16 protein-coding genes are annotated in these 21,774 nt (G+C 71.3%); 6 read left to right on the top strand and 10 right to left on the bottom strand.

The features are described 5' to 3' along the window. Nucleotides 1–185 precede the first annotated feature (185 nt). From AB0H83_RS40890 to AB0H83_RS40880, 3 genes are all read right to left on the bottom strand, one after another. Complete coding sequence (locus AB0H83_RS40890) at nt 186–1,508, bottom strand: class I SAM-dependent methyltransferase (protein WP_360105446.1); 1,323 nt, start codon at nt 1,506–1,508, stop codon at nt 186–188. Beyond that, nucleotides 1,505–2,872 carry an FAD-binding oxidoreductase gene (locus AB0H83_RS40885; protein WP_360105566.1) on the bottom strand — a complete coding sequence of 456 codons (1,368 nt, stop codon included), beginning with the start codon at nt 2,870–2,872 and terminating at the stop codon, nt 1,505–1,507. The genes AB0H83_RS40890 and AB0H83_RS40885 overlap by 4 nt, the downstream gene beginning before the upstream one ends. Before the next feature lie 164 nt (nt 2,873–3,036). Further along, nucleotides 3,037–4,425, bottom strand: a complete 1,389-nt coding sequence (locus AB0H83_RS40880; protein WP_360105443.1) for a condensation domain-containing protein — start codon at nt 4,423–4,425, stop codon at nt 3,037–3,039. Between the two features lie 158 nt (nt 4,426–4,583). On the opposite strand from AB0H83_RS40880, the gene AB0H83_RS40875 reads away from it, so the two are divergent. Further along, nucleotides 4,584–5,219, top strand: coding sequence for a class I SAM-dependent methyltransferase (locus AB0H83_RS40875; RefSeq protein WP_360105440.1), 636 nt, complete (start codon nt 4,584–4,586; stop codon nt 5,217–5,219). Nucleotides 5,220–5,364: 145 nt separating this feature from the next. Beyond that, on the top strand, nt 5,365–6,453 hold the full coding sequence (locus AB0H83_RS40870; protein WP_360105437.1) for a hypothetical protein: 1,089 nt from the start codon (nt 5,365–5,367) through the stop codon (nt 6,451–6,453). Nucleotides 6,454–6,467: 14 nt separating this feature from the next. Here the strand turns inward: AB0H83_RS40870 and AB0H83_RS40865 are convergent, their stop codons facing one another. Further along, on the bottom strand, nt 6,468–7,034 hold the full coding sequence (locus tag AB0H83_RS40865) for a helix-turn-helix domain-containing protein (protein WP_360105434.1): 567 nt from the start codon (nt 7,032–7,034) through the stop codon (nt 6,468–6,470). 87 nt (nt 7,035–7,121) lie between these two features. Between AB0H83_RS40865 and AB0H83_RS40860 the strand changes: the two genes are divergently transcribed. Continuing rightward, on the top strand, nt 7,122–7,739 hold the full coding sequence (locus AB0H83_RS40860; RefSeq protein WP_360105431.1) for an NAD(P)H-binding protein: 618 nt from the start codon (nt 7,122–7,124) through the stop codon (nt 7,737–7,739). Nucleotides 7,740–7,926: 187 nt separating this feature from the next. Here the strand turns inward: AB0H83_RS40860 and AB0H83_RS40855 are convergent, their stop codons facing one another. The 4 genes from AB0H83_RS40855 to AB0H83_RS40840 all read right to left on the bottom strand — a co-directional run bounded on the left by AB0H83_RS40855 (nt 7,927) and on the right by AB0H83_RS40840 (nt 11,918). Further along, the gene (locus AB0H83_RS40855) at nt 7,927–9,549 is read right to left on the bottom strand and encodes an ABC transporter substrate-binding protein (RefSeq protein WP_360105564.1); all 1,623 of its coding nucleotides are present in this window, start codon (nt 9,547–9,549) and stop codon (nt 7,927–7,929) included. A 434-nt stretch (nt 9,550–9,983) separates the two neighbouring features. Then, on the bottom strand, nt 9,984–10,394 hold the full coding sequence (locus AB0H83_RS40850; protein ID WP_360105428.1) for an RpiB/LacA/LacB family sugar-phosphate isomerase: 411 nt from the start codon (nt 10,392–10,394) through the stop codon (nt 9,984–9,986). Between the two features lie 18 nt (nt 10,395–10,412). Beyond that, nucleotides 10,413–11,003 (bottom strand): hypothetical protein, encoded by a 591-nt coding sequence (locus AB0H83_RS40845; RefSeq protein ID WP_360105425.1) that lies wholly within the window; start codon nt 11,001–11,003, stop codon nt 10,413–10,415. A 21-nt stretch (nt 11,004–11,024) separates the two neighbouring features. Beyond that, nucleotides 11,025–11,918 carry a DMT family transporter gene (locus AB0H83_RS40840; RefSeq protein ID WP_360105422.1) on the bottom strand — a complete coding sequence of 298 codons (894 nt, stop codon included), beginning with the start codon at nt 11,916–11,918 and terminating at the stop codon, nt 11,025–11,027. A gap of 43 nt (nt 11,919–11,961) precedes the next feature. Here AB0H83_RS40840 and AB0H83_RS40835 point away from each other — a divergent pair, with 43 nt between their 5' ends. Then, complete coding sequence (locus AB0H83_RS40835; RefSeq protein WP_360105419.1) at nt 11,962–13,347, top strand: PLP-dependent aminotransferase family protein; 1,386 nt, start codon at nt 11,962–11,964, stop codon at nt 13,345–13,347. 57 nt (nt 13,348–13,404) lie between these two features. Here the strand turns inward: AB0H83_RS40835 and AB0H83_RS40830 are convergent, their stop codons facing one another. Continuing rightward, a complete protein-coding gene (locus AB0H83_RS40830; protein ID WP_360105416.1) occupies nt 13,405–17,679 on the bottom strand; it encodes a discoidin domain-containing protein in 4,275 nt (1,424 codons plus the stop codon). 910 nt (nt 17,680–18,589) lie between these two features. On the opposite strand from AB0H83_RS40830, the gene AB0H83_RS40825 reads away from it, so the two are divergent. Together AB0H83_RS40825 and AB0H83_RS40820 are read left to right on the top strand one after the other, a co-directional pair. Continuing rightward, complete coding sequence (locus AB0H83_RS40825) at nt 18,590–19,216, top strand: alpha-ketoglutarate-dependent dioxygenase AlkB (RefSeq protein ID WP_360105561.1); 627 nt, start codon at nt 18,590–18,592, stop codon at nt 19,214–19,216. 83 nt (nt 19,217–19,299) lie between these two features. Next, a complete protein-coding gene (locus AB0H83_RS40820) occupies nt 19,300–19,665 on the top strand; it encodes an STAS domain-containing protein (protein ID WP_360105413.1) in 366 nt (121 codons plus the stop codon). Nucleotides 19,666–20,637: 972 nt separating this feature from the next. Here AB0H83_RS40820 and AB0H83_RS40815 read toward each other — a convergent pair. Beyond that, a partial coding sequence (locus AB0H83_RS40815) for a phospholipid carrier-dependent glycosyltransferase (RefSeq protein WP_360105410.1) occupies nt 20,638–21,774 on the bottom strand: 1,137 nt, incomplete at its 5' end.

Raw genomic sequence — 21,774 nt, 5'->3', positions numbered from 1 at the left:
GTGAGCCGCGGACCACACCCGATCCGCGTCCCATCACACAGTGTGCCCCGCCGTAGGCTGTGCCGGTGCCGATCGACTGGCCGCAGGTCCGGGCCCGCGTGGTGCGGCTCACCCCGCCGTGCACGTCGGACGGGCGCCCCGCCGGGGGTGGCCGGCGGGGCGGTCGCGCGTGTCCACCCGGGTGGTTACGCGGTCCAGTCCGGGCGCAGGGGGAACGAGGACTCGCCGAGGCGGGTGGTCTTCGTGGCGAGGATCTGGTGCAGCTGGATCTGGTTGCGTTCGAAGGCGTACCGGGAGCCCGCCATGTACAGCCCCCACACGCGGGCGGTGCCGACGCCGACCTCGTCGACGCACGCGTCCCAGTGCTCGACGAGGTTGCGGTTCCACCCGGCCAGGGTGTGCGTGTAGTGCATCCGCAGGTTCTCCTCGTGCTGCACCTCGAACGCCGCGTCGTGCACCGCGCTGACGAGCTTGCCGGGGCTGGCCAGTTCGCCGTCGGGGAAGACGTACCGGTCGATGAACGCACCGGTGCGGTGGGACGTGCGGTTGTCGGCGCGGGTGATGCAGTGGTTGAGCAGCCGGCCGCCGGGCTTGAGCCGGTCGCGGAGCGTCTTGAAGTACCGCGGGTAGTTGCGCAGCCCGATGTGCTCGGTCAGGCCGATGGAGCTGACCGCGTCGAAGTGCTCCAGCGGCGCATCGCGGTAGTCCAGGTGGCGGACCTCGGCGAGGTGGGACAGGCCCTCCCGCTCGATCGCCGCCCGCGCCCACGCGGCCTGCTCGCGGGACAGGGTCACGCCGAGGGCCTTGACGCCGTACTCGCGGGCCGCGTGCCGGACCATACCGCCCCAGCCGCAGCCGACGTCCAGCAGCCGCATGCCGGGCTTGAGGGCGAGCTTGCCGGCGACCAGGTCGTACTTGTTGGCCTGGGCCTGCTCAAGGGTGTCGCTCGGGGAGCGGAACACCGCGCAGGTGTAGGTCATCGACGGGCCGAGGACCTTCTCGTAGAAGGCGTTGGAGACGTCGTAGTGGTGGTGGATCGCCTCGGCGTCCCGGCCGCGGCCGTGCCGCAGGCCCTGCAGGGTCCGCTTCCAGTTGGGCAGGTGCTCCTGGGGCGGTGGCGGCGGCGGGCGCAGCCGCTCCCAGCCTAGGCCGCGGACCAGCCGCAGCGCGTCGGCCGGCGACGGCAGCCGCAGTTGCAGGCCGCCGTCGCCGAGGACCTGGAGCGCCTCGTACGGGTCTCCCGGGTGCACGCCGCGCAGCTCGAGGTCGCCGGTCACGTACGCGCGCGCCATGCCGAGGTCACCGGGGGCGGTGAGCAGGTAGGACAGCCCGCGCTCAGAGGCGACGTGCAGGCCGATCGCCGCCGTCTCGGGGCCGATCGCGCTGCCGTCGTACGCGGTGATGCGCACGGCCGGCTCGCCGTTGGTGACGGCACGGACGATGTCCGTGACGGTGGGCACCGGCGGCCGCTGCCGCGGCGCCGAGGAACGTTTGTTGGTGATGGTCATCGTCGCCCCACAACCTTGTCGTAGAGGTCGGTCAGTCGGTGCTCCGGGTCGTAGCGGTCCTTCACGGCGCGGTACGCGGCGGCACCGTAGAGCCGGTCGAAGGTCTCCCGGTCGTAGTACGCGTCGGAGTACAGCGACTTGTGGCCGCCGAGCTCGGACACCTTGGCTTCGATCGCCCGGTTGACGTCACCGTCGGCGGCGCCGGGCACGATCGGGACGGTGCCCCAGAAGCCGACGTTGACGTACGGCTCACCCGCGTGCATCGGGTACAGGGGCCAGGTCGTGCCGGAGCGCAGCCGCAGCGGGCAGAGCCAGATCGGCGCCATCGGCACGTGCTCGGCGAACCAGTGCAGGAACTTGCCGGTCAGCGCGAGGGGCAGCTCGACGTCCTGCACCACCCGCTCCCGGTCGGGGTTGCCCCGCCAGCGGTCGATCCGCGCGGCGACACCGTACCGGTTCTCCAGCCGCACGATGCGGTGGTAGACGTCGCTGCGGCGCAACCGGGACGGCCACAGCCGCCGCACGAGCAGCTGCTGCGCGCCGAACGCGGCCGAGCACCAGAACCAGTCGGTGTCCCACCGCCACAGGTAGTCGTAGGCGGTGAGGTGGTCGGTCGCCTTGGACCGCAGCGACTGGTAGTAGATCGACTGGCCGGTGTAGTCGCTGGCCGGGCCGGTGCCGCCGAAGCGGCCCAGGACCAGATAGGACTCCTGCGGCCGGAACATCACGCCGTCCATGACGTCGACGTCCACGCCGTCCCACTGCCCGGTGCGCATCACCTCGCCGACGGCCTCCAGGAGGTCCTCGACGTCGTCGAAACGGATGTTGCGCAGCGTGACCTGAGGGGCGATCGGCTGCAGCTCGATGCGCAGGCGGGTGGCGTACCCCAGGCTGCCCAGCGAGTTGGGGAACGCGGCGAACAGCTCGGCGTGCTCGTTGTCCGGGCGGGCGGTCACGATCTCCCCGGCGCCGGTGAGGATGTCGAGCTCGATCACCGACTCGTGCGGCAGCCCGTGCCGCCACGAGGTGGCCTCGATGCCGAGGCCGGTGACCGCACCGCCGAGGGTGATGGTGCGCAGCTGCGGCACCACCAGTGGCATCAGTCCGTGCGGCAGGGTCGCGTCGACCAGGTCCTCGTAGGTGCACATGCCCTGCACGTCGGCGGTGCGGGCCAGCGGGTCGACCTCGATGACGCCGTCGAGGCCGCTCACGTCCAGGCCGGAGGATCCGGCCGCGGATCTCGGGCGGAACAGGTTGGATGTCTTCTTCGCCAAGCGGACCGGGCTGCCGTCCGGCACCGCCTCGTACGAGGCCCGCAGCACCGCCACCGCCCGGTCGTGCTCCGGTCTCCCCTTAGGGTTGATCCGTCTCACTCGATCACCTCCTTTCCTGTGAAGGTCCCCGTGACCTTGCACATTCCAGGTGCTCAAGAGTTGAAACTTGCACATTCGGCAAGATCAACCAACAGCGGGTGATCAACCTCACGGCACGCGCCGGTAACTTGACTTAGCGTCCGGCTCGTGGGCCGTCACACGGCGACCGGAGCCGGCGCGCCGGCCGTGGTGGCGGCCTCCACCACCAGCGCCTCGATGCCGCGCAGGTGCGCCTCGACCGCGGCGGCGGGCAGCACCGACGAATCGGCGAACAGCGTCAGGTCCAAACTACCGGGCACCGCGTTGACGTGCAGGAAGTAGCGGGCGCCGTAGTGCTCGACGCGCTCGCGGCGCAGCCGCGTGGCGGGCAGCAGCGCCTCGATCGCGGCGGCCGTCACGGCCTCCCCCGCCACGACCGGGGTCTGCGCGTCGAAGCGGCGGTCGTTGAACGACGCGGACAGGTCCACCTCGCCGCCGCGGGCCGCGCCGACCGCCGCCACGAGGTCGTCGAGGGCGGCCGGGTCGTACTGGGCGTGCAGGTACGCCTGCAGCGACGCCCGCATCGCCCGCTGGATGACCACCGGCAGGTCGTCCGGCCGGTCCGGGTCACCCACGTCCACGACGCACAGCCCGTCCTGCGACGCCGGCCCGACCGACCCGGCGAGCCCGGGCCGGAACCGGTTGCTGACGATCACCTGGAGCACCGCCTCCCGGGCGCCGGTCTGCCGGGCCAGTTGGACGGCCGCCGCGGCGAGGATCACCGCCGAGGTGCTGACCTGCTCCCGACCGGCGAGCCGGGTGACGGCGAGGTCCCCGGCGGGCGAGCTGAGGGTGACGGACCAGAAGGGCGGCTCGCCCTCCGGCCGCACCCCGCCCTCCGGGAACCGGCCCAGCGGCACGGCGTGCAGGTGCCGGGACCAGTACCGCAGCGCCTTGCCGCTCTGTTTGCGGCCCGCCTCGGACTGCTGGTGCAGGGCCTGGTCGTACGGCTGCCGGTCGGCCGTCCCGGCGAGCGGCTCGCCGCGCAGGCACAGCACGACGTCGCGCACGAGCGCGGTCAGCCCGCCGCGGTCGGTGACCAGGTGGCAGATGCCGAACACCGCGTGGGTGACGACGTCGCCGACCCGCACCGCGCCGGCCCGCAGCGGCCACTCGTGGGGATAGTCGTACGCCGGATCCGTCAGGCGCGCCTGCAACGCCCTCGCCTCCGCGGCGGCGGTCCCCGCGGTCGCCTCGACGACGTGGACCTCGATCGCGCCGGTGGCGGCGAGCACCTGCCGCGGCTCGCCGCCGGCGTCGGCGCGGACCCTGGTGCGCAGCGACTCGTGCCGCTCCACGACGGTGCGCACGGTGTCGGTGATCCGCGACAGCGGCGTGCCGAACGAGATCCCCTCGCCCTCCAGGTCGGTCACCCAGCTCATGTTGAGCGCCGCGTCGTCGGGCACCATCCGCTGGATGGCCCGCCAGATCGCGACCTGTCCCCAGCTCAGCGCGCAGGTGCCGCCCCGGCTGCCGCTGAACTCGACCAGCGTCCGCTCCGTCATCTTGGAATCCAAGCGCCACAATCAACTGCAGTCAATATATGGCCATTCTGACCATCGGCCCGGCACCGGCGGCCCATCCACAGTGGACACGGCGGCACCGGGCCGGGGCTTCCGCGCGTGGGGCGCCGCGAAGCTACCGGTAGCTGTTGAATGACCCGGTGGACACCGACTGGGTCGAATGGCACCGCGGCTACGACTCGCCCACCTCGCCGCTGTCGCGCCGCCTGGAGGTCGTGCGGCGCGACCTGCGCCGGGCGCTGGGCACCTCCCCCAGCGAGCCCGGGGGGACGCGGCGGCTGGTCAGCATCTGCGCCGGCGACGGCCGCGACGCGCTGCCGGTCATCGCCGAGCACGACCGCCGGGTCCGGGCGCTGCTCGTGGAGCTCGACCCGGTCCTGGCCCGCCGGGCCCGGGAGACCGCCGACGACCTCGGCCTGCCCGCCGTCGAGGTCCGGGTCGCCGACGCCGGCGACGCCGCCACCTATGTCGGCGTGCGGCCCGCGCACGTGCTGCTGGCCTGCGGCGTCTTCGGCAACATCGACGCCGGCGACGTCCGGCGCACGGTGGCCGCGCTGCCGGCGCTGCTCGCCCCCGGCGGCATCGTCATCTGGACCCGCGCCCGCGGCGACGGCGACACCGACCTGAGCCTGCGGGTGCGGGCGCTGTTCGCCGAGCACGGCTTCACGGAGCTGTCGTTCACCAGCCCGGACGACGCCCGCTTCCGCGTCGGCATGCACCGCCTCGCCGGCCCGGTCCGGCACTCGCTCACCGGCCGCCTGTTCACCTTCCGCTGAGCCGGCCGGCGGTCCACCTTCCACTGAGCCGGCCGCCCGGTCCACCTTCCGCCTCCGCCTCCAACTCCGCCGATCCGGTCCACGGGTCGGGCTTTCACCTGCGGTGGGCGAGCACGCCGGCGGGATGCGGGGCGACCGTGGGCGCATGACGGTGAAGGACCTGGCCACCCTCACGCCGAGCGGCTACCCGGCGGTCTCCCTGCTGATGCCGACCCACCGCACGCCGCCCGCCAACCAGCAGGACCCGATCCGGCTGCGGAACCTCCTCACCGAGACCCGCCGCCGCCTCGAGGCCGACGAGTCGGTCCCCGCCGACGTCGCCGCCGCCGTGTACGACGAGATCGCCGAGGCCGCCGCGCACGTCGACCTGCGGCAGGTCGGCGAGGGGCTGGCGCTGTTCGCGTCGCCGGGGCAGGTGCACGTCCGCCTCCTGGACTCCCCCGTCAACGAGCGCGTCGTCGTCGCCGACACGTACGAGATCCGCGACGTCGTCGCCGACGCGGCCCGCCGGCACCGGTACTGGGCGCTGGTCCTCTCCGAGCAGCCGACCCGTCTCTGGAGCGGCGACGGCGCCCATCTGGTCGAGGTGACCACGCACGGCTTCCCGTTCACGCACGAGGGCCCCGGCGGCGCGCAGGGCCTGCCCCGCGACTACGGCCAGAACCCCAGCGCCCACCGCGACGAGCGGCACCGCCAGTTCTTCCGCGACATCGCCAACGCCCTGCGCCGGGTCGACGCCCTGGACACCCGGCCCGTGTTCGTGCTGGGCGTCGAGCGGTACCTGGCCTTCTTCGCCGCCGAGTGGACCGCGCCCATCGCCGGCACCATCTCCGGCAACTACGACCGGTCCGGCCCGCACGACCTGTACCGCGTCCTGGCCCCGCACCTCGCCGCGCACCAGTCGTCCGAGCAGATCGCCGCCCTGGAGCAGCTCGACGTGGCCCGCGGCGCCAACCGCTTCGCCGCAGGCCTGCCCGAGGTGTGGCAGCTGGCACACCAGGGCCGCGGCGCCCACCTGCTGGTCGAGGAGAACTACCACACCCCCGCCTGGACCCACGAGGACCACCTGCACCCCGCCGAGCAGCCGCCGACCGGCGAGCCCGCCGGCACCCTCGTGGACGACGCCGTGGACGACGTGGTGGAGCTGGTGGCCCGCCAGGGCGGCGAGGTCACCTTCGTCGGCGACGGCAGCCTCGCCACGGACGGCAGGATCGCCCTGATCGTCCGCTACTGAGCCTCGGGCGGCGCTCAGAGGCGCAGCTGCGCCACGAAGGCGGTGGCGGACTCCAGGTCGCCGCGGCGGTCGGTGAAGTGGCCGATGAACGCGAGCTGGAAGCAGGCGCCCAGCAGCAGCCCGGCGACGGCCTGCAGGTCGGCGTCCGGGGAGACGCGGCCGAGGCGCTGCTCGGCGCGCAGGTAGTCCACCAGGCCGTCGTTGGCCCGGTGCGGGCCGAGGTTCTGGGCGCGCAGCTGGTCGCGGTGGGCGTTGAGGATCGCCGGGTCGGCGAAGATGGAGGCGAACATCGGGAAGTTGTCGCGGTAGAAGCCGATGGCGACGGTGGCCAGCTCGGTGAGGACGCCGCGGACAGTGCCGGTGCCGGCGCGCTCGGGCAGCGTCTGCATCATCGGGATGAACTGCGGGCCGCGCTCGTGCAGCACCGCCACCAGCAGCTCGATCTTGTCGCGGAAGTGCTTGTAGAGCGTCGCCTCCGAGTAGCCGGCGGCGCGGGCGATCTCCTTGGTCGTGGCGTTGGCCAGGCCCCGGCTCCGCAGCACCGAGGCAGCCGCGTCCAGGATCACGTCGCGCGTGGCCAAACCGGGCTCCCTTGACAAGTTAGTGAACACTCACCCACCATCATAGAGGTTAGTAAGTGCTCACTCACCGACAACTTGGGGGCGGCCGTGAAGGTGACCGTGCTGGGGGCGACCGGCGGGATCGGGCGGCAACTGATCGAGCAGGGACTGCGGCTGGGGTACGAGATGACGGCCGTCGCCCGCAGGGACTTCGACGTGCCGGGCGTGACGGTGGTGCGCGCGACGCTGGACGACGCGGCCGCGCTGGAGGGCGCGGTCGCCGGGCGCGACGCGGTGCTGTCCGCGCTCGGGCACCGCCGGGGCGGCCCCACCACCGTGCAGGCCGACGGCGCCCGGGCCGCGGTCGCGGCGATGCGGGCCACCGGCGTGCGGCGCATCCTCGCCGTCGACGCCGCCGGCCGGTTCCGCGACCGCGGCGACAGCCTGCTCATGCGCGCGGTGGCGAAGCCCGTCGTGCAGCGGGTGCTGAAGACCAACTTCGAGGACCTGGCCGAGGCCGAGCGGGTGCTGCGCGCCAGCGGCCTGGACTGGACGCTCATCTGCCCGCCCCGCCTCACCGGCGGCGGGCACCGTCCATACCGGACGGTCCTCGACCTGAGCGTCCACGGTGGACGGACCCTGTCCCGCGCCGACGTCGCCCACGCGATGCTCAGGTCGATCACCGATGCCGGCCACATCCACCGCCGGGTCAGCATCGCCTACTGAAGCCCGGCCGAGCCGGCGGAAGCCCCGGGGACGCCCGGCGCAGGCGCAGGCCGAGGCCCGGATCCGGCGTACACCGGATCCGGGCCGGACAGCCGAGGCCGCCCCAAGGAGGCAAGGCGGCCGCGGCGGTCACCCGCACACCCGGGAAGTCCCTCGTCGACCCGGGCACTCGCGCCGTCGTCCCGGCTCAGCTGACGCCGAGGCTGCCGAAGTCGACCATGCCGTAGTACTGGCTGACGAAGACGTTGGTGAGTCGCGGGTTGCGGTAGTTGAGCGCCTTGTCGTACGTGAACGGCACCATCACGGCCTCGTCCATGACGATCTTGTTGATCTGACCCCAGATGGCCGCGGCCTTCTTCGGGTCCGACTCGGCCTTCGCCTGGTCGATGAGGCTGTTGACCTCGGCGTTGTTCAGCTCGGAGTAGTTGTTGTTGCCGCTGGGCAGGATCTGCCGGCCGTCGACGAGCACCGCCAGGAAGCCCGACGCGGTCGGGAAGTCCGCGCCCCAGCCGGCCATCATGATGCCGTAGCCCTTGGACAGGGTGTTGGACGGTGCACCGATGGTGGAGCGGAAGTACAGCGACGCGTCACTCGGGTCGAGCCGGGCGTTGATGCCGACGTTCTTCAGCGCGGCCTGCAGCGCCTCGGCGGTCTTCGGCTCCTTGCCCGAGTTGCGGGTCGCGATGACGGTGTCGAAGCCGTTGGGCTTGCCGCACGCGGCGAGCTCCTCACGGGCCTTGTCGACCTGCGGCTTGCCCGACTTCGTGTTGTACGGGTCGAGGTTCGGGTCGTGGCCGGCGATGTTCGGCGGCAGCATGTTGGTGGCGATGTCACCGCCGGCGTCCGGGCCACCGCGGGCCGTCTGCATCGCGATCTTGTCGGTCGCGTACTGCACGGCCTTGCGGCAGTGGATGTTGTCGAACGGCGCGACCTTGGTGTTCATCGCGAAGTAGCGGATGAAGCCGGTGGTCGGCGCGTCCGCGTTCTTCTTCACGTCCGGGTTGAGCAGCACCTTGGCCTGCGAGCCCTGCTGGACGCCGGTCTGTGCCAGGTCCAGGTCGACCTCGCCGGAGATGAGCTGGTTGTCGATCTCCTCGACGGCCGTGCCGAAGGTGACCTCGATGCGGTCCGGCAGCGCCTTACGCACCGTGTCGGTCTTCGGGTCCCACTGGTCGTTGCGGACCAGCACGGCCTTCTTGCCCTCGTCGTACGACTCGAACTTGTACGGGCCGGAGGAGACCGGGTGGTTGGAGTACCGCTCGCCGGTGTCCTTCGCCTTCGGCACGGGGCCGGCGCCCGGCATCGCGAGCAGGTACGGGAAGTCGCTCAGCGGCTCCTTGAGCGTGAACACGATCGTGCTGTCGTCGGGCGTCTGCACCGACTTCAGGCCCAGCTTGTCGGGGTCGGTGTCCTTGTACGGGCCCGGGTACTTCTGGCCCTGGTCGAGCACGTCGATGAGGTAGCTCGGGCCGCCGGACAGCACGTCGGAGGCGAAGACGCGCTCGATGCCGTACTTGACGTCCTTCGAGGTGATCGGCGTGCCGTCCTCGAACTTCAGCCCGGTCCGCAGCGTGAAGGTGTACTTCTTGCCGCCGTCCTCGACCTTCGGCAGGTCCGTGGCCAGGTCGGCGGTGAGCGCCAGGCCGTCCTCGCCGGGCTTGGCCTGGTTGGTCACCAGGGTCCGGACGTAGTAGCCCTTCATGAAGTTCCAGATGTTCGCGTAGTACGCGCGCACCGGGTCGTAGGAGTCGGGGTTGTCGTGGTTGGTGAGCTTGAGCGTGCCGCCCTTCTTGTCGGACGGGTTGACCACGCCGGTCAATGCCGCATTGAACCCGCCGGCACCTTTCTGACCGCTGTCCTTGCTGGTATTGTCGCTGCTTGAGCTGCCGCCACAGGCGGACAGCACAAGCGTCGCGGTGACCGCTCCAGCCACCAGCGCACTCGTTCTGATATTCACGTGTAGAGCACCTTCCCGGATGCCACGACTGTGTGGTCGTGGACGGTGTTTCGGCACACGGGCAGCACACATCGCCAGGCGTCCACGATGGACCCTCTACTGTGGACAGGCACGGGCATGCACCGCGCCCACCGTGTGGGTCGTCGAAGTCGTCTGTCGGTGTCGGTCGGCAGAGCCGCTCGCGTCACGGCGATGTGCGTCGCCGTTCAATGAGCAAAGACCTCGGGCACCGCGAAGCGGTTGCGATCGTTCAGGTCACGCTTTGGTCAAGCACGGTGACCGTCATCTCATCCGAGGGACTCGATGTTCGGGGCCTCCGACGGGTCCGGGCCGTCGACGGCCAGGAACGCGGCGAGCACCTCGACGGCCACATCGGGCGCGAGGCGCTTGAGGCTCATCGCCAGCACGTTGGCGTCGTTCCACAGCCGGGCGCCGCGGGCGATCCACGGGTCCCACGCGAGGGCGGCCCGCACGCCGGGCACCTTGTTGGCGGCGATCGCCGTGCCGGTGCCGGTCCAGCACATCACCACGCCGAGGTCGGCGCGGCCCTCGACGACCGCCCGGCCGACCAGCGTGCCGAGATCCGGCCACGGGGTGCCGGGCACGGCGACGTCCAGCACCTCGTGCTGCTCGGCGAGGTGCTGGACGACGGCCGCGGTGGTCTCGTTGGAGTCGTCTGCCGCGAACGCGATACGCACGCGTCCAAACGTACCCGTTCAGTCGTCCGAGTCGCCGCCGGACGAGGAGTCCTCCAGCGACGTCATGATCGACTTGCCGATGACGAGGAAGTCGGCGTGCACCTTGTCGGGGGTGAGCGTGGTGCCGGCCGGGGTGGTCAGGTTGAGGCTGAGGTAGAGGTTGCCGTCGTAGAAGTCCAGCTCGTACATGAGGGCGCCGCCGGCGGTGGTGTACATGGCGAACGCCTTCGTGCCGATGCCGTCGACGTCGGTGACGGTGGCGCCGGCCGCGGTGCTCGCCTCGGCGATCTTCTTCACCGCGTCGTAGTGGGTGCGCACGTCGGAGGCCGAGGACGGCACGTCGATGGCGACGGTGAGGGTGCCGGTCTCCTCGTACGTGAGCACGCAGCCGCCGTAGGTGCGGCCGAACGCGGTGGTGTCCTTGTTCTGCGTGTCCTTGACCGTGCCGAAGGCGGAGGAGCCCTCGGCCGCGGTGACGGTGGTACAGGCGTCGGCGGGCTTGGTGTAGGTGGTGGTGTCAGCAAGGAAGTACAGGGCCACGCCGCCGCCGCAACACAGCAGCAGCAGCGCACCCGCGATGATTCCGAGGATGAGGAAGACTTTCTTCACGCGCTGATGCTGGTGCCGGGCTCAGCGAAAATCAGTCGCGTAGCGGGCAATGTCGTCAATCGGGCGCTGCGCGCGCAGCCGCTGGGTGAGCGCGACGCAGCCGAGCACGGCGACCGCGGCCACGACGGCGCCGGGCGGCACCGCCTCGCCCAGCAGCAGCGCCGACCACGCCAGGGTCAGCACCGGCTGGGACAACTGCAGCTGCCCGATCTTCGCCACACCGCCGCGCGCGAGCCCTCCGTACCAGGCGAAGAACCCCAGGAACATCGAGACCACGGTGAGATACGCGAAGCCGGCCCAGGCCTGCGCCGAGGCGTGGGGCGGCTGCCGCACCGCCGCGACCGCGGTCACGGCCGCCGAGACCGGCAGCGACAGCACCAGGGCCCAGCAGATCGTGCGGGCACCGCCGAGGTCACGGGCGAGGGCGCCGCCCTCGGCGTAGCCCAGACCGCACAGCGTGACGGCGGCGAGCAGGAACAGGTCGGCCGGGCCGACGGAGCCGCTGACCGCCCCGCTGGCCACCAGGAACACCAGGACGGCGGCGAGCCCGGCGCCTCCGGCGACCCAGAACGCTGGTGGGGGCCGCTCCCCGCTGCGCAGCACCGCGAAGCCGGCGGTGATGGCGGGCAGCAGCGCAATGACGACGGCGCCGTGCGACGCGGTGCTGGTGACGAGGGCGAGCGAGGTGAAGAGCGGGAAGCCGACGACCACGCCGAGCGCGACGACCGCGAGGCGCCGCCACTGCGCGGCGGTCGGGCGCGGCGCGCGGGTCACGGCGAGATACGCCAGGGCGAGCAGCCCGGCACCGACGGCCCGGCCGAACGCGACGAACCAGGCGTCGAGGTCGCCCACGGCGGCCCTGGTGGCCGGCAGCGACATGCTAAACGACAGGACGCCCAGCAGGCCCAGCACCACGCCCGTTACCGTGTCCGACCGGGTAACGCTATTCTCTGCTCTCATGAATGACGATAACGCAGCGACCCGCGTTATCCAAGATCTCCGGGCCGCGGCGAGCGCGGCGGCGCCGGGGACGCGGCTGCCGACGGTGCGCGAGCTCAGCGCCCGCCACCAGGCGTCGCCGGTGACCGTGACCCGGGCGATCCGCGCGCTGACCGCGGAGGGTGTCCTGGACGCGCAGCCCGGCCGCGGCACATTCGTGCTGCGCCGCGCCCGCCCCGCCGAGGCGCAGGACCTCAGCTGGCAGTCGATCGCGCTCGGCGCCCGCCCGCCGGGCGAGGACGCGATGCAGGCGCTGCTGGCCATGCCGCGGCCCGGCATGATCCCGCTGTCCAGCGGCTATCTCGACGCCGATCTGCAGCCGGCCGCGGCGCTCGGCGCGGCGCTGTCGCGGGCGGCCCGGCAGCCCGCGGCGTGGCAGCGCGGGCCGGTCGAGGGCCGCGAGGACCTGCGGGCCTGGTTCGCCCGCGCCTCCGGCGGCGCGCTGCGGGCCGAGGACATGAACATCTGCCCGGGCGGGCAGTCGGCGCTGTCGACGGCGTTCCGGGCGCTGTGCGCGCCCGGCGACGCGGTGCTGGTGGAGGCGCCGACCTACCTCGGCGCGCTCGCCGCCGCCCGGGCCGCCGGCCTGCGGGTGGTGCCGGTGCCCACCGACGCCGAGGGCGTGCGCCCCGACCTGCTGCGCGCCGCGTTCCTGCGCACCGGCGCCAGACTGTTCTACTGCCAGCCGCTGTATGCCAACCCGCACGGCGCGACGCTGTCCGCGGCGCGCCGGCCGGACGTGATGGCCGCGGTGCGCGCGGCGGGGGCGTTCCTGCTCGAGGACGACTACGCCCGGGACCTCGCGATCGACGACGACCCACCCCGGCCGCTCGTCGCCGACGACCCGCACGGGCACGTGGTCTACCTGCGGTCGCTGACGAAGTCCGCCGCGCCCGGGCTGCGGGTGGCGGCGATCGGGGCCCGCGGCGCGGCCGGCGCCCGGCTGCGCGCCGCCCGGGTCCTGGACGACTTCTTCGTCTCCGGGCCGCTGCAGCAGGCGGCGCTGGACCTGGTGACGTCGCCGGCGTGGCCCCGGCACCTGAAGGCGCTGCGGGCGGAGTTGCGGGTCCGCCGCGAAGCGCTCACCGGGGCGCTGGCGGTGCACGTACCGGCGCTGCGGCTGGCACTTGTCCCTGCGGGAGGGCTGCACGTGTGGGCGCGGCTGCCCGAGGGCGCCGACGACGTCGCCGTGACCAACGCCGCCGCGGCCCGGCAGGTGGTGGTGTTCCCCGGCCGGCCGTGGTTCGCGGCCGAGCCCGACGGGGCGTATCTGCGGCTGACGTTCGCCGCCGCCGCGCCGGACCAGCTGGCCGAGGGCGCCCGCCGGCTGGCCGCCGCACTGTAGGGCCCGACGCGGAACAGGGCCGCCGGCGAACCGGCGGCCCCGTCCTGCGTGCGGGTGCTACGGGTTGATGATGATCTGGAACGTGCTGGTCGTGTTGCGGATGTTCTCGGCGTTGTTCGACAACGTCAGGTGGTTGAAGGTCACGGATCCGACCGCCGGGCCCTGACCGGTCTCGGGCATCTCGTTGGCCCAGATGCCGATGCCGGACTTGGCGTTGTAGACGTCACCGCTGCGCTGCGCACCACTGATGTTGATGTTCGTGAAGATGGTGTCGGTGATCGGGAACTCCGGGCCACCGTTGTACTTCGTCTGGAACATGATGCCCGAGTAGGTCGGGTCGACGATGTCCACATCGGACACCCGGATGCCGCGGAACTCCTTCGAGGCCGAGAAGACCCAGATGGCGCCGAAGACCTGGTTGCCCCAGAAGTGTCCGCCGGCACGCACCAGCGAGATGTTCTGGAACACCGTGGGCTGGGTGCCGAAGCCGACGAACGGGTACCCGAAGTCCAGCGAGCTGATCGTGACGCCGGAGTACGTCAGCATGTCCGCGATGTACAGGTTGCGGAAGGTGTTGTTGTAGCCGCCGTACACCGCGAGGCCCGCCGCGCGCCAGGTCAGCGTGGCCGACAGGTTCTCCCACACGTTGTCGTGGTTGCCCACCGAGCCGCCGCCGTCGGTGGCGGAGAACAGCGCGAACGAGTCGTCACCGGTGGAGCGGGCGTCGATGTTGTTCAGGTGGGTGTTGGTGGTGTCGTTGGTGAAGTTGATGCCGTCCGCCCACAGGTCGCGGATCCGGCTGTTGGTGATGCTGATGTTGTTGTTCTTCACGCCCCAGTACATGCAGACCGTGTGCTCGACCCAGACGTTGTCGATGCTCAGGTTCTGGTTGTCCTTGAGCTCGCCCCACACCTTGCCGGGACCGTTGATGCGCGAGGTGTAGTTGCCGAAGAACGCCAGCCCCGAGAAGGTCGAGCCGTTCGCGGAGGTCTCCAGCCGGAAGCCGGCGTCGGTGTTCTCCTGGCTCTGCGGCGTCTGGAACCTCGTGTACCAGGGGCCGGCGCCGACGACCTTCACGGTCTTGCCGTAGATCTGGAACTTCTGCGCCGTGTCGTACGTGCCGGCGGGCAGGTACACGCCGAGCGCGGTGCTGCTCTGGCGGGCCTGGTCCAGCGCGTTCTGCACGTCCTGGTGGGTGAAGCCGGCCGGGACGAGGTACTTCGTCGGGTCCGGGTTCGCGATCGGCGAGACCTGCTCGAGGTTGATGAAGTCGACCGCGAACGTGCCGCTGTTGGCGGCGTCCTTCTGCAGCCTGATCGTGCTGCCGGCGGGCACCGTGCTGTTGAGCATCACGTTGGCCTCGTCGTAGATGTGACGGGGCCCGGCGCCGGGCGAGTTCGTCGGCTCGGACTCGTTGCCGTAGAGCCACGAGTACCGCGACGTCAGGTTGATCGCCTTGTGGAAGGTGCCGTTGACGTAGATGTTCAGCGACGAGGTGGTGCCGTCCGGGATGGACGCCCGCACCACGAGCGTGTTGGTGCTGGCCCGGGTGGTCCACTGCACGTACTGGCCGTTGGCGTTGAGCGTGACCGCGCGGCGGCCCGACGCCTCACCGGCGAGGTCGCCGATGGTGCGGTTCGGCCCGACGACCGACGCGCCGCCGCCGACGCTGCCGTCCTCCGCCTCGTACATGTCGTACGGCATGTTCGCGCCGCGACCGACGAACAGCTGCGCGCTGGAGGTGTTGTTGGCCTGCTTCACCGACAGCTCGTTGGTGTCCGCGGCGAGCACCGTGGTCACCGTGTACTTGCCGTTGGCCGCGGTCCACGTGCCCAGGTTCACCGGGGCGGTGGTCGCGCCGGCGTTGATGACGCCGGTGTAGGAGCCGGTCAGCGTCCTGACGGTGGTGCCGTTGGCGTCCTTGACGGTGACGGTGATGCCGTGGGCGCCGCCGGCGGAGGCCTGCGTGCCCTGGTTCTTGATCGCCACGGAGAACGTGACCGTGTTGCCCGCCGACGGGTTGCTCGGCGACCAGGCCGACGGCGAGGCCACCAGGTCGGACGTCTGCACCGGCGCGACGGTGAACGCGGAGCCGGTGAAGGTGTTGTTCGACTCGTCCTGCTCGACGACGGCGTTGCCCTCGTCGACCTTCGCGATCGGCGTGTACGAGCCGGCGTCCCGCGCGCCGATGCTCGCGGTCACGTTGGCGGTCGCGTTGGCCGCGAGCGCACCCACGTTGGCGGTGCCGGCGAGCGTGGTGCCGAAGTAGAACCTGACGGTGGTGGCGCCCGACGCCGCGCTGCCCTGGTTCTTCACCGTGGCGGTGAGGCTGACCGCGTCGGTCTCGACCGGGTTCGCCGGCGAGCTGGAGATGCCGGTGACGACGAGGTCCGGGTTCGGCGCCGCGACGCCGTAGACCTGGAACTCGGCGATCTGCCCGGACGGCGCGCCGGTGTTGGAGTTGATTTTCAGCTGTACGTCGGCGACGCGCGCGGTGAGCGTGATGTCGACGGTGTTGCCGGTGGCCGGGTCGAAGCGGTAGTCGCGGGCCGGCACCAGGCTGGTGTACCCGGTCGCGCTCTGCTCACGGCCGAGGACCTCGATGTTCTGGGTCCGGGCGCCCCACGCGCTGCTCGGGTCGAGCTTCAGCGTGAGCTTGCTGACGTCGGCGTTGGCGCCCAGCGTCGAGGTGAGGGTCGCCGGGAAGCCGGCCGCGCCCTCCCAGTAGGTGTTGACGCTGTTGTCGTTGGCGTTGGCCGGTACGAACGTGAACACCGAGCCGTTGGCGGTGATCGGCTTGCCCAGCGCCAGGTTGGTGCCGGACGGGTTGCCGGTGCCGGTGCGGGTCACGGTGTTGCTGGCCGCGGAGTTGTTGCCGGCCGCGTCGACCGCCCTCACCTGGTAGGACACCGTGGCCGTGTCGGGCTGGTTGTCGGTGTAGGTCAGCACGTTGCCGGCCACGTTGGCCCGGTACGAGCCGTTGGCGTAGATGTCGTAGCGGGCGATGCTGCCGCTGTTGTCGGTGGAGGCCCCCCACGTCAGGCGGATCTGGCCGCTGGCCGGCTGGGTGTAGGCGAGGTTCGACGGGGCCGTCGGCGGAGACGTGTCGGCCACGGTGCCGGTGCGGGTCACCGTGTTGCTGCTCGGCGACTGGTTGCCGGCCGCGTCGCGGGCCTTCACGAAGTACTGCACGGTCGCCGTGTCGGGCTGCGTGTCGGTGTAGGTGAGCACGTTGCCCGCCACGCTGGTGCGCAGCGTGCCGTTGGCGTACACGTCGTAGCCCGCGATCGAGCCGCTGTTGTCGGTGGAGGCGTTCCACGTCAGGCGGATCTGGCCGCTGGCCGGCTGGGTGTACGCGAGGTTGCCCGGCGCGGTCGGCGCCTGCGTGTCACCGCTGGCCGGGCCGTACACCTCGAGCTCGGAGACCTGCGCCGCGGGCCAGCCTGTGTTCGCCGAGATGCTCACCCGGATGTAGCGGGTGGTCAGAGAAGTGAACGGGATGGTCACCGTGTTGCCGGTGCTCTGGTTGAACTCGTACTCGGCGGAGCCGACGAAGTTGGTGAACGAGCTGCCCGTGGTGCTGCTCTGCAGGGTCAGCGTCTGGCGGCGGGTGCCCCAGTTGGTGGGCAGCTTCAGCACGACCGAGCTGACCGGCACGGCCGAGCCCAGGTCGACCTGCACCCACTGCGGGAAGGCCCCGTTGCTCTCCCAGTAGGAGGCCTGGTTGCCGTCACCGGCGTTGGCGGCGGTGTACTGGGCGTTGGTGCTGCTGGAGGAGAACGTCTTGCCGGCGGCGAGGTTGGTCGTCGAGGACGCCACGCCGTAGATCTCGAACTCGGAGACCTGCGCGGCGGGCCAGCCGGTGTTGGCGGTGAAGTTCAGCCGCACGTAGCGGGTGTTCACGGCCGTGAAGTCGATGGTCACGATGTTCTGCTGGGCCGGGTTGAAGCTGTACCCGGCGGAGCCGACGATCGTGCTGAACGAGCCACCGTCCGTGCTGCCGGTCACCGACAGCGTCTGCGTCCGCGTGGCCCAGGTGGTGTCGTTGGGCAGCTTCAGCTTGATCTGGTCGATGTTCTTCGCGCTGCCCAGGTCGATCTGCGCCCATTGCGGGAAGGCGTTGTTGGCGCTCTCCCAGTAGCTGGCCTGGTTGCCGTCGTTGATGTTGCCGATGCCGTTGGCGCCGTTGGTGCTGCTCGACGTGGCGGGCCGGCCGCTGGCGAGGTTGGGTCCGCCGGCGGCGTTCGCCGGCAGGGTCTGAGCCGTAACCGCGACCAGGGCTGCCACGGCGAACGCCGAGAGCACCCTTCGCGTCACGTGCCTCTTACTCATCGCGATCCTTCGTTCGGGGGTGTGATGCGGTGCGGGGAGTTGGCGGCTCCGCGAGGGACCGCGCGCTGGCGGGCAGGTCCCTCGTGCAGTGGCGGTGCGATCTGCGGTCAACGGCGGCTGACCCGGTCTGCCGACCGGGTGCGGGTGGGGCGCGAACGGGCACGACGGTGCCTCTCCGTGGACGAGGGCGGTGCGCTGCGAACCTGCTGGCGGACCGGCCGCAGCGCGAGTTGCGGAGAGTAGCGTGAGTCTGACGTCTGCTTGTTGGAATCTTGCATGCGTTGGCCCAAATGTTGCAGACATGCTACGGAGAAGTCAACGGGTGTCATTGGAAACGGCAGCGCGCGGTTCTGTGGCATCCCGTGGGGTTCTTGCGTTGGATCGTGGGCACCTCGACACAGATCTTGAAAAGAGTTTCGAAACGTTCTGGATTCGTTGTCCGCAGGTCTGGTGTTGCCGGGATGTTTCGTGGTTGATTCGTCGCACCGACCGGCGAATGAGCTGCGTCGATGCAGACGCGGGGTGCCCGGCGGTGAGGCTCGACGTGCGATGGGAGTGCGGTCGATGGTGAGCGGTCGATGGCGAGCGGTCGATGGTGAGCAAGGAGCGGGCCGGCGCCGGCTCCGTCGATGAGCCCACGGACCAGCTCGCTCTGCGCCGGGCCAACCTGAGCCGGACCCTGCGGCACATCCGCACCAACGGACCACCTGGGCTTCACCGCGGCCGCCCGCGGCGGTGCCGGCGTCGTGGTCGAGCGGATGATCGAGGACCCGACCGCGGTGTCCCTCGCGCCCGCCCGCACCCTGGCGGCCGCCCGCTGACGGTGCGGTCGCGCGGCTCGTCTCGTCACTGCAAGCCCGGCGCGTTGCTCGTACGTACGTTCGAAAGCGGGTGTAGACTCGGTCGCATGATGGACCTCGCGTACCAGCCCTCGATGCTGGACACGGTCACGCCCTCGGTGGGGCCGCTCACCGGCGGGATGGTGCGCCACGAGCTCAGCCGCGGCGCCTGGATCGACCACCTCCCCGGCTGGGTCCTCGGCTCCGACGCGGTCCTGCAGACCCTGCTGCACGACGTCGACTGGCGCGCCGAGCGCCGCAAGATGTATGACGGCGTCGTCGACGTGCCCCGCCTCCTGCGGTGGTATGGCGAGCGCGACGAGCTGCCGCATCCGCTGCTCACCGAGGCCCGCCGCCAGCTGACCCGGCACTACATCGAGGAGCTCGGCGAGCCCTTCGTCACCGCCGGCATGTGCCTGTATCGCGACGGCCGCGACAGCGTCGCCTGGCACGGCGACACGATCGGCCGCGGCGCCCGCTTCGACACGATGGTCGCGATCGTCTCGTTCGGCTCCCCGCGCTCGCTGCTGCTGCGCCCCCGCGGCGGCGGCGACAGCATCCGCTTCCCCCTCGGCCACGGCGACCTCGTCGTCATGGGCGGCTCCTGCCAGCGCACCTGGGAGCACGCCATCCCCAAGACCGCCCGTCCCGTCGGCCCCCGCGTCAGCGTGCAGTTCCGGCCCACCGGAGTCGCCTGATCGGGTTCGATCCCTCGATGGATGCGGGACCGCCGCGCAACCCGTATCGTGAGAGCGGCTCGAATTGTGAGAAGGTGAGCCAGATGCATCAGGGCGATCGTTTCGCGGTGTTCCCGGAGTTGCACATCACGGTCGACCCCTTGCCCAACCAGGCGATCCGCGTCAGGGTCGCCGGCGAGGTCACCCTGGACAACGTCGCCCAACTGCGCGCTGTGCTGCACCGCGCCATCGACGACGTGCACGCCACCGCCGTCGAGGTCGACCTCAGCCTGGTGTCGTTCATCGATTCGACCGGCATCGGCAAGCTCGTCGGCGCCCGGGCACATGCCCGCGGCAACAACAGCGACCTGTGGATCGTCAATCCGAGCCCGGGGGTCCGCCGGGTGCTCAGCCTGCTCGGGCTGCTCGAGATCCTGAGCGCCCCGGACACGACGGGCACCGCCGCCTGACGCGTCCTCCGGTTCCGCACTCCGCGCCCGCGACCTCATTGACCACCGGCGTGGGCACGGGCGGTGTCTGGCCGGCTCGCCGCCAACCACCGGCGGGACACGGGCGGCCGCGGGCCGGCTCCTGGCCAACCACCGGCGGGGCCACAGGCGATCGCAGGCCGACTCGAACGGTCGGCGGCGGGGTTCCCGGCCCGGAGCCCTCGTTACCCCCATGCTCGCTGCGCTCGCACCGCCTGCGCGCGCGTGGCAGCCTGATGCGCGTGCGCGCGGCATCCCGGTGGCCGGCCGCCGCCCCAATTGATCGACGGTTGGGTCGGTGCCAACCCGGTGGATTCCTCCAACGTGGTGGATCCCTGTCGCTGGAACAGCAGGGATCCACCGGGTAGCCGCGATCCACCGAGCAGACGCGGCGAAATCGGCGAGATCGACGAGCGGCAAGGTCGGCCGGGCGAGGTCGGGCAGGATCGGCCGGGGTCGGGCGGGCTCCGGTGGAGGCGGCAGCCTCACGCGCGTACGCGCCGCACGCCCTGGCTGACCGCCTCCGCATTGATCGGCGCTTGGGTCGACGCCTACCCGGTGGATTCCTGCAACGCGGTGGATCCCTGTCGCTGGAACACCAGGGATCCACCGGGTAGCCGCGATCCACCGAGCAGACGCGGCGAAATCGGCGAGCAGGCGGGCGGCAGGCGAGGTCGACCGGGGTCGGGCAGGATCGGCCGGGGTCGGGCGGGCTCCGGTGGAGGCGGCAGCCTCACGCGCGTACACGCCGCACGCCCTGGCCGGCCGCCTCCGCATTGATCGGCGCTTGGGTCGACGCCTACCCGGTGGATCCCTGTCGCCGGGGCAGCAGGGATCCGCCGGGTAGCGCAGCGTGAGATCCGCGAGCGAGCCGATCCAGCCCCTGCCCGGCGGGTCGGCCTGCCCCAGAGATTCCACGGAGACACGTCGGCCGGCGAGGTGTCGAGGGCGGGGTCATATCCAGCGGGAGCCCAGCCACATCCTGGAGAGCCACTCAGCGTTCGTGATCACGGTGGCGCTGTAGATGGGGTAGAAGTACGCGAAGCAGACAGCGACCAGGGAAACGTAAGCGCCGGCGATGATGGAGCCGATGAGGCGGCGGTCGCTGTCGGGGGCGACGTGGCGGGGTGGGCCGATGATGGCGCCCAGGACGTACACCACGGCGAGGATGAGGAACGGCTCGGCGGGCAGGGCGTAGAAGGCGAACATCGTCCGGTGCCCCGGCATGGACTGGAACCAGGGCAGGATGCCGGCGAGGGCGCAGGCCATGATGAGCCAGGCGCGGCCGTCGCGGCGGGCGATCGCCAGCCAGCCGAGGGCGATCAGGGCGGGCAGGAACGACCACCACAGCACCGGGGTGCCGAGCATCAGGATCTGCGACACGCAGCTGGTCGCGTCGCAGGGGCCGTCGGTGTTGACGTACATGCTGACGGGGCGGCCCAGCAGCAGCCACATCCACGGCCAGGACTGGTACGGGTGCTTCGTGCTCAGTCCGGTATGGAAGTTGTACGCCTCCTTGTGGTAGTGCCACAGGTTGACCAGCGGGTCGAGGAGGCGGTCGTTCGCCAGGCCGTTGGTCTGGGCGTACCAGTGGCGGAAGTAGCCGTCGTCGGAGGCGAACCAGCCCGTCCAGGTGGCCAGGTAGGTGGCCACGATCAGGGCGCCGAAGGCGAGCACCCAGCGGCCGTCCCCGACGAGGGCGTCGCGCAGGGGGTGGGTGGCGCCGGCCGAGCGGCGGGCGCTGGCCTCGAACACGACGGTGAGGGCGGCGAAGAGCAGCACGTACCACAGGGCGCTCCACTTGACGCCGCAGGCGAGGCCGAGCGAGACGGCGCAGGCAAGGCGGTACCACGGGATGCCGAGCCTGGGGCGGTCCGGGTCGCCGCCGGTCTCCAGCAGCGCGAGCCACCGGGCGCGGCGCTGCTCGCGGTCCAGAACCAGGAAGTAGAACGCGACCACGATCCAGAACATCAGGAAGATGTCCAGCAGCGCCGCACGCGACAGCACGAAATGCATACCGTCCAGCGACATCAGCAACCCCGCCGTCGCGGCCAGGATCGTCGAGCGGAACAACCGCCGCGCCGCCAGCAC

The sequence above is a fragment of the Dactylosporangium sp. NPDC050688 genome, from assembly GCF_040654515.1.
Taxonomy (GTDB): domain Bacteria; phylum Actinomycetota; class Actinomycetes; order Mycobacteriales; family Micromonosporaceae; genus Dactylosporangium.
The sequence above is the reverse complement of the archived record's forward strand: the minus strand, read 5'-3'. Positions and strand labels throughout refer to the sequence as shown.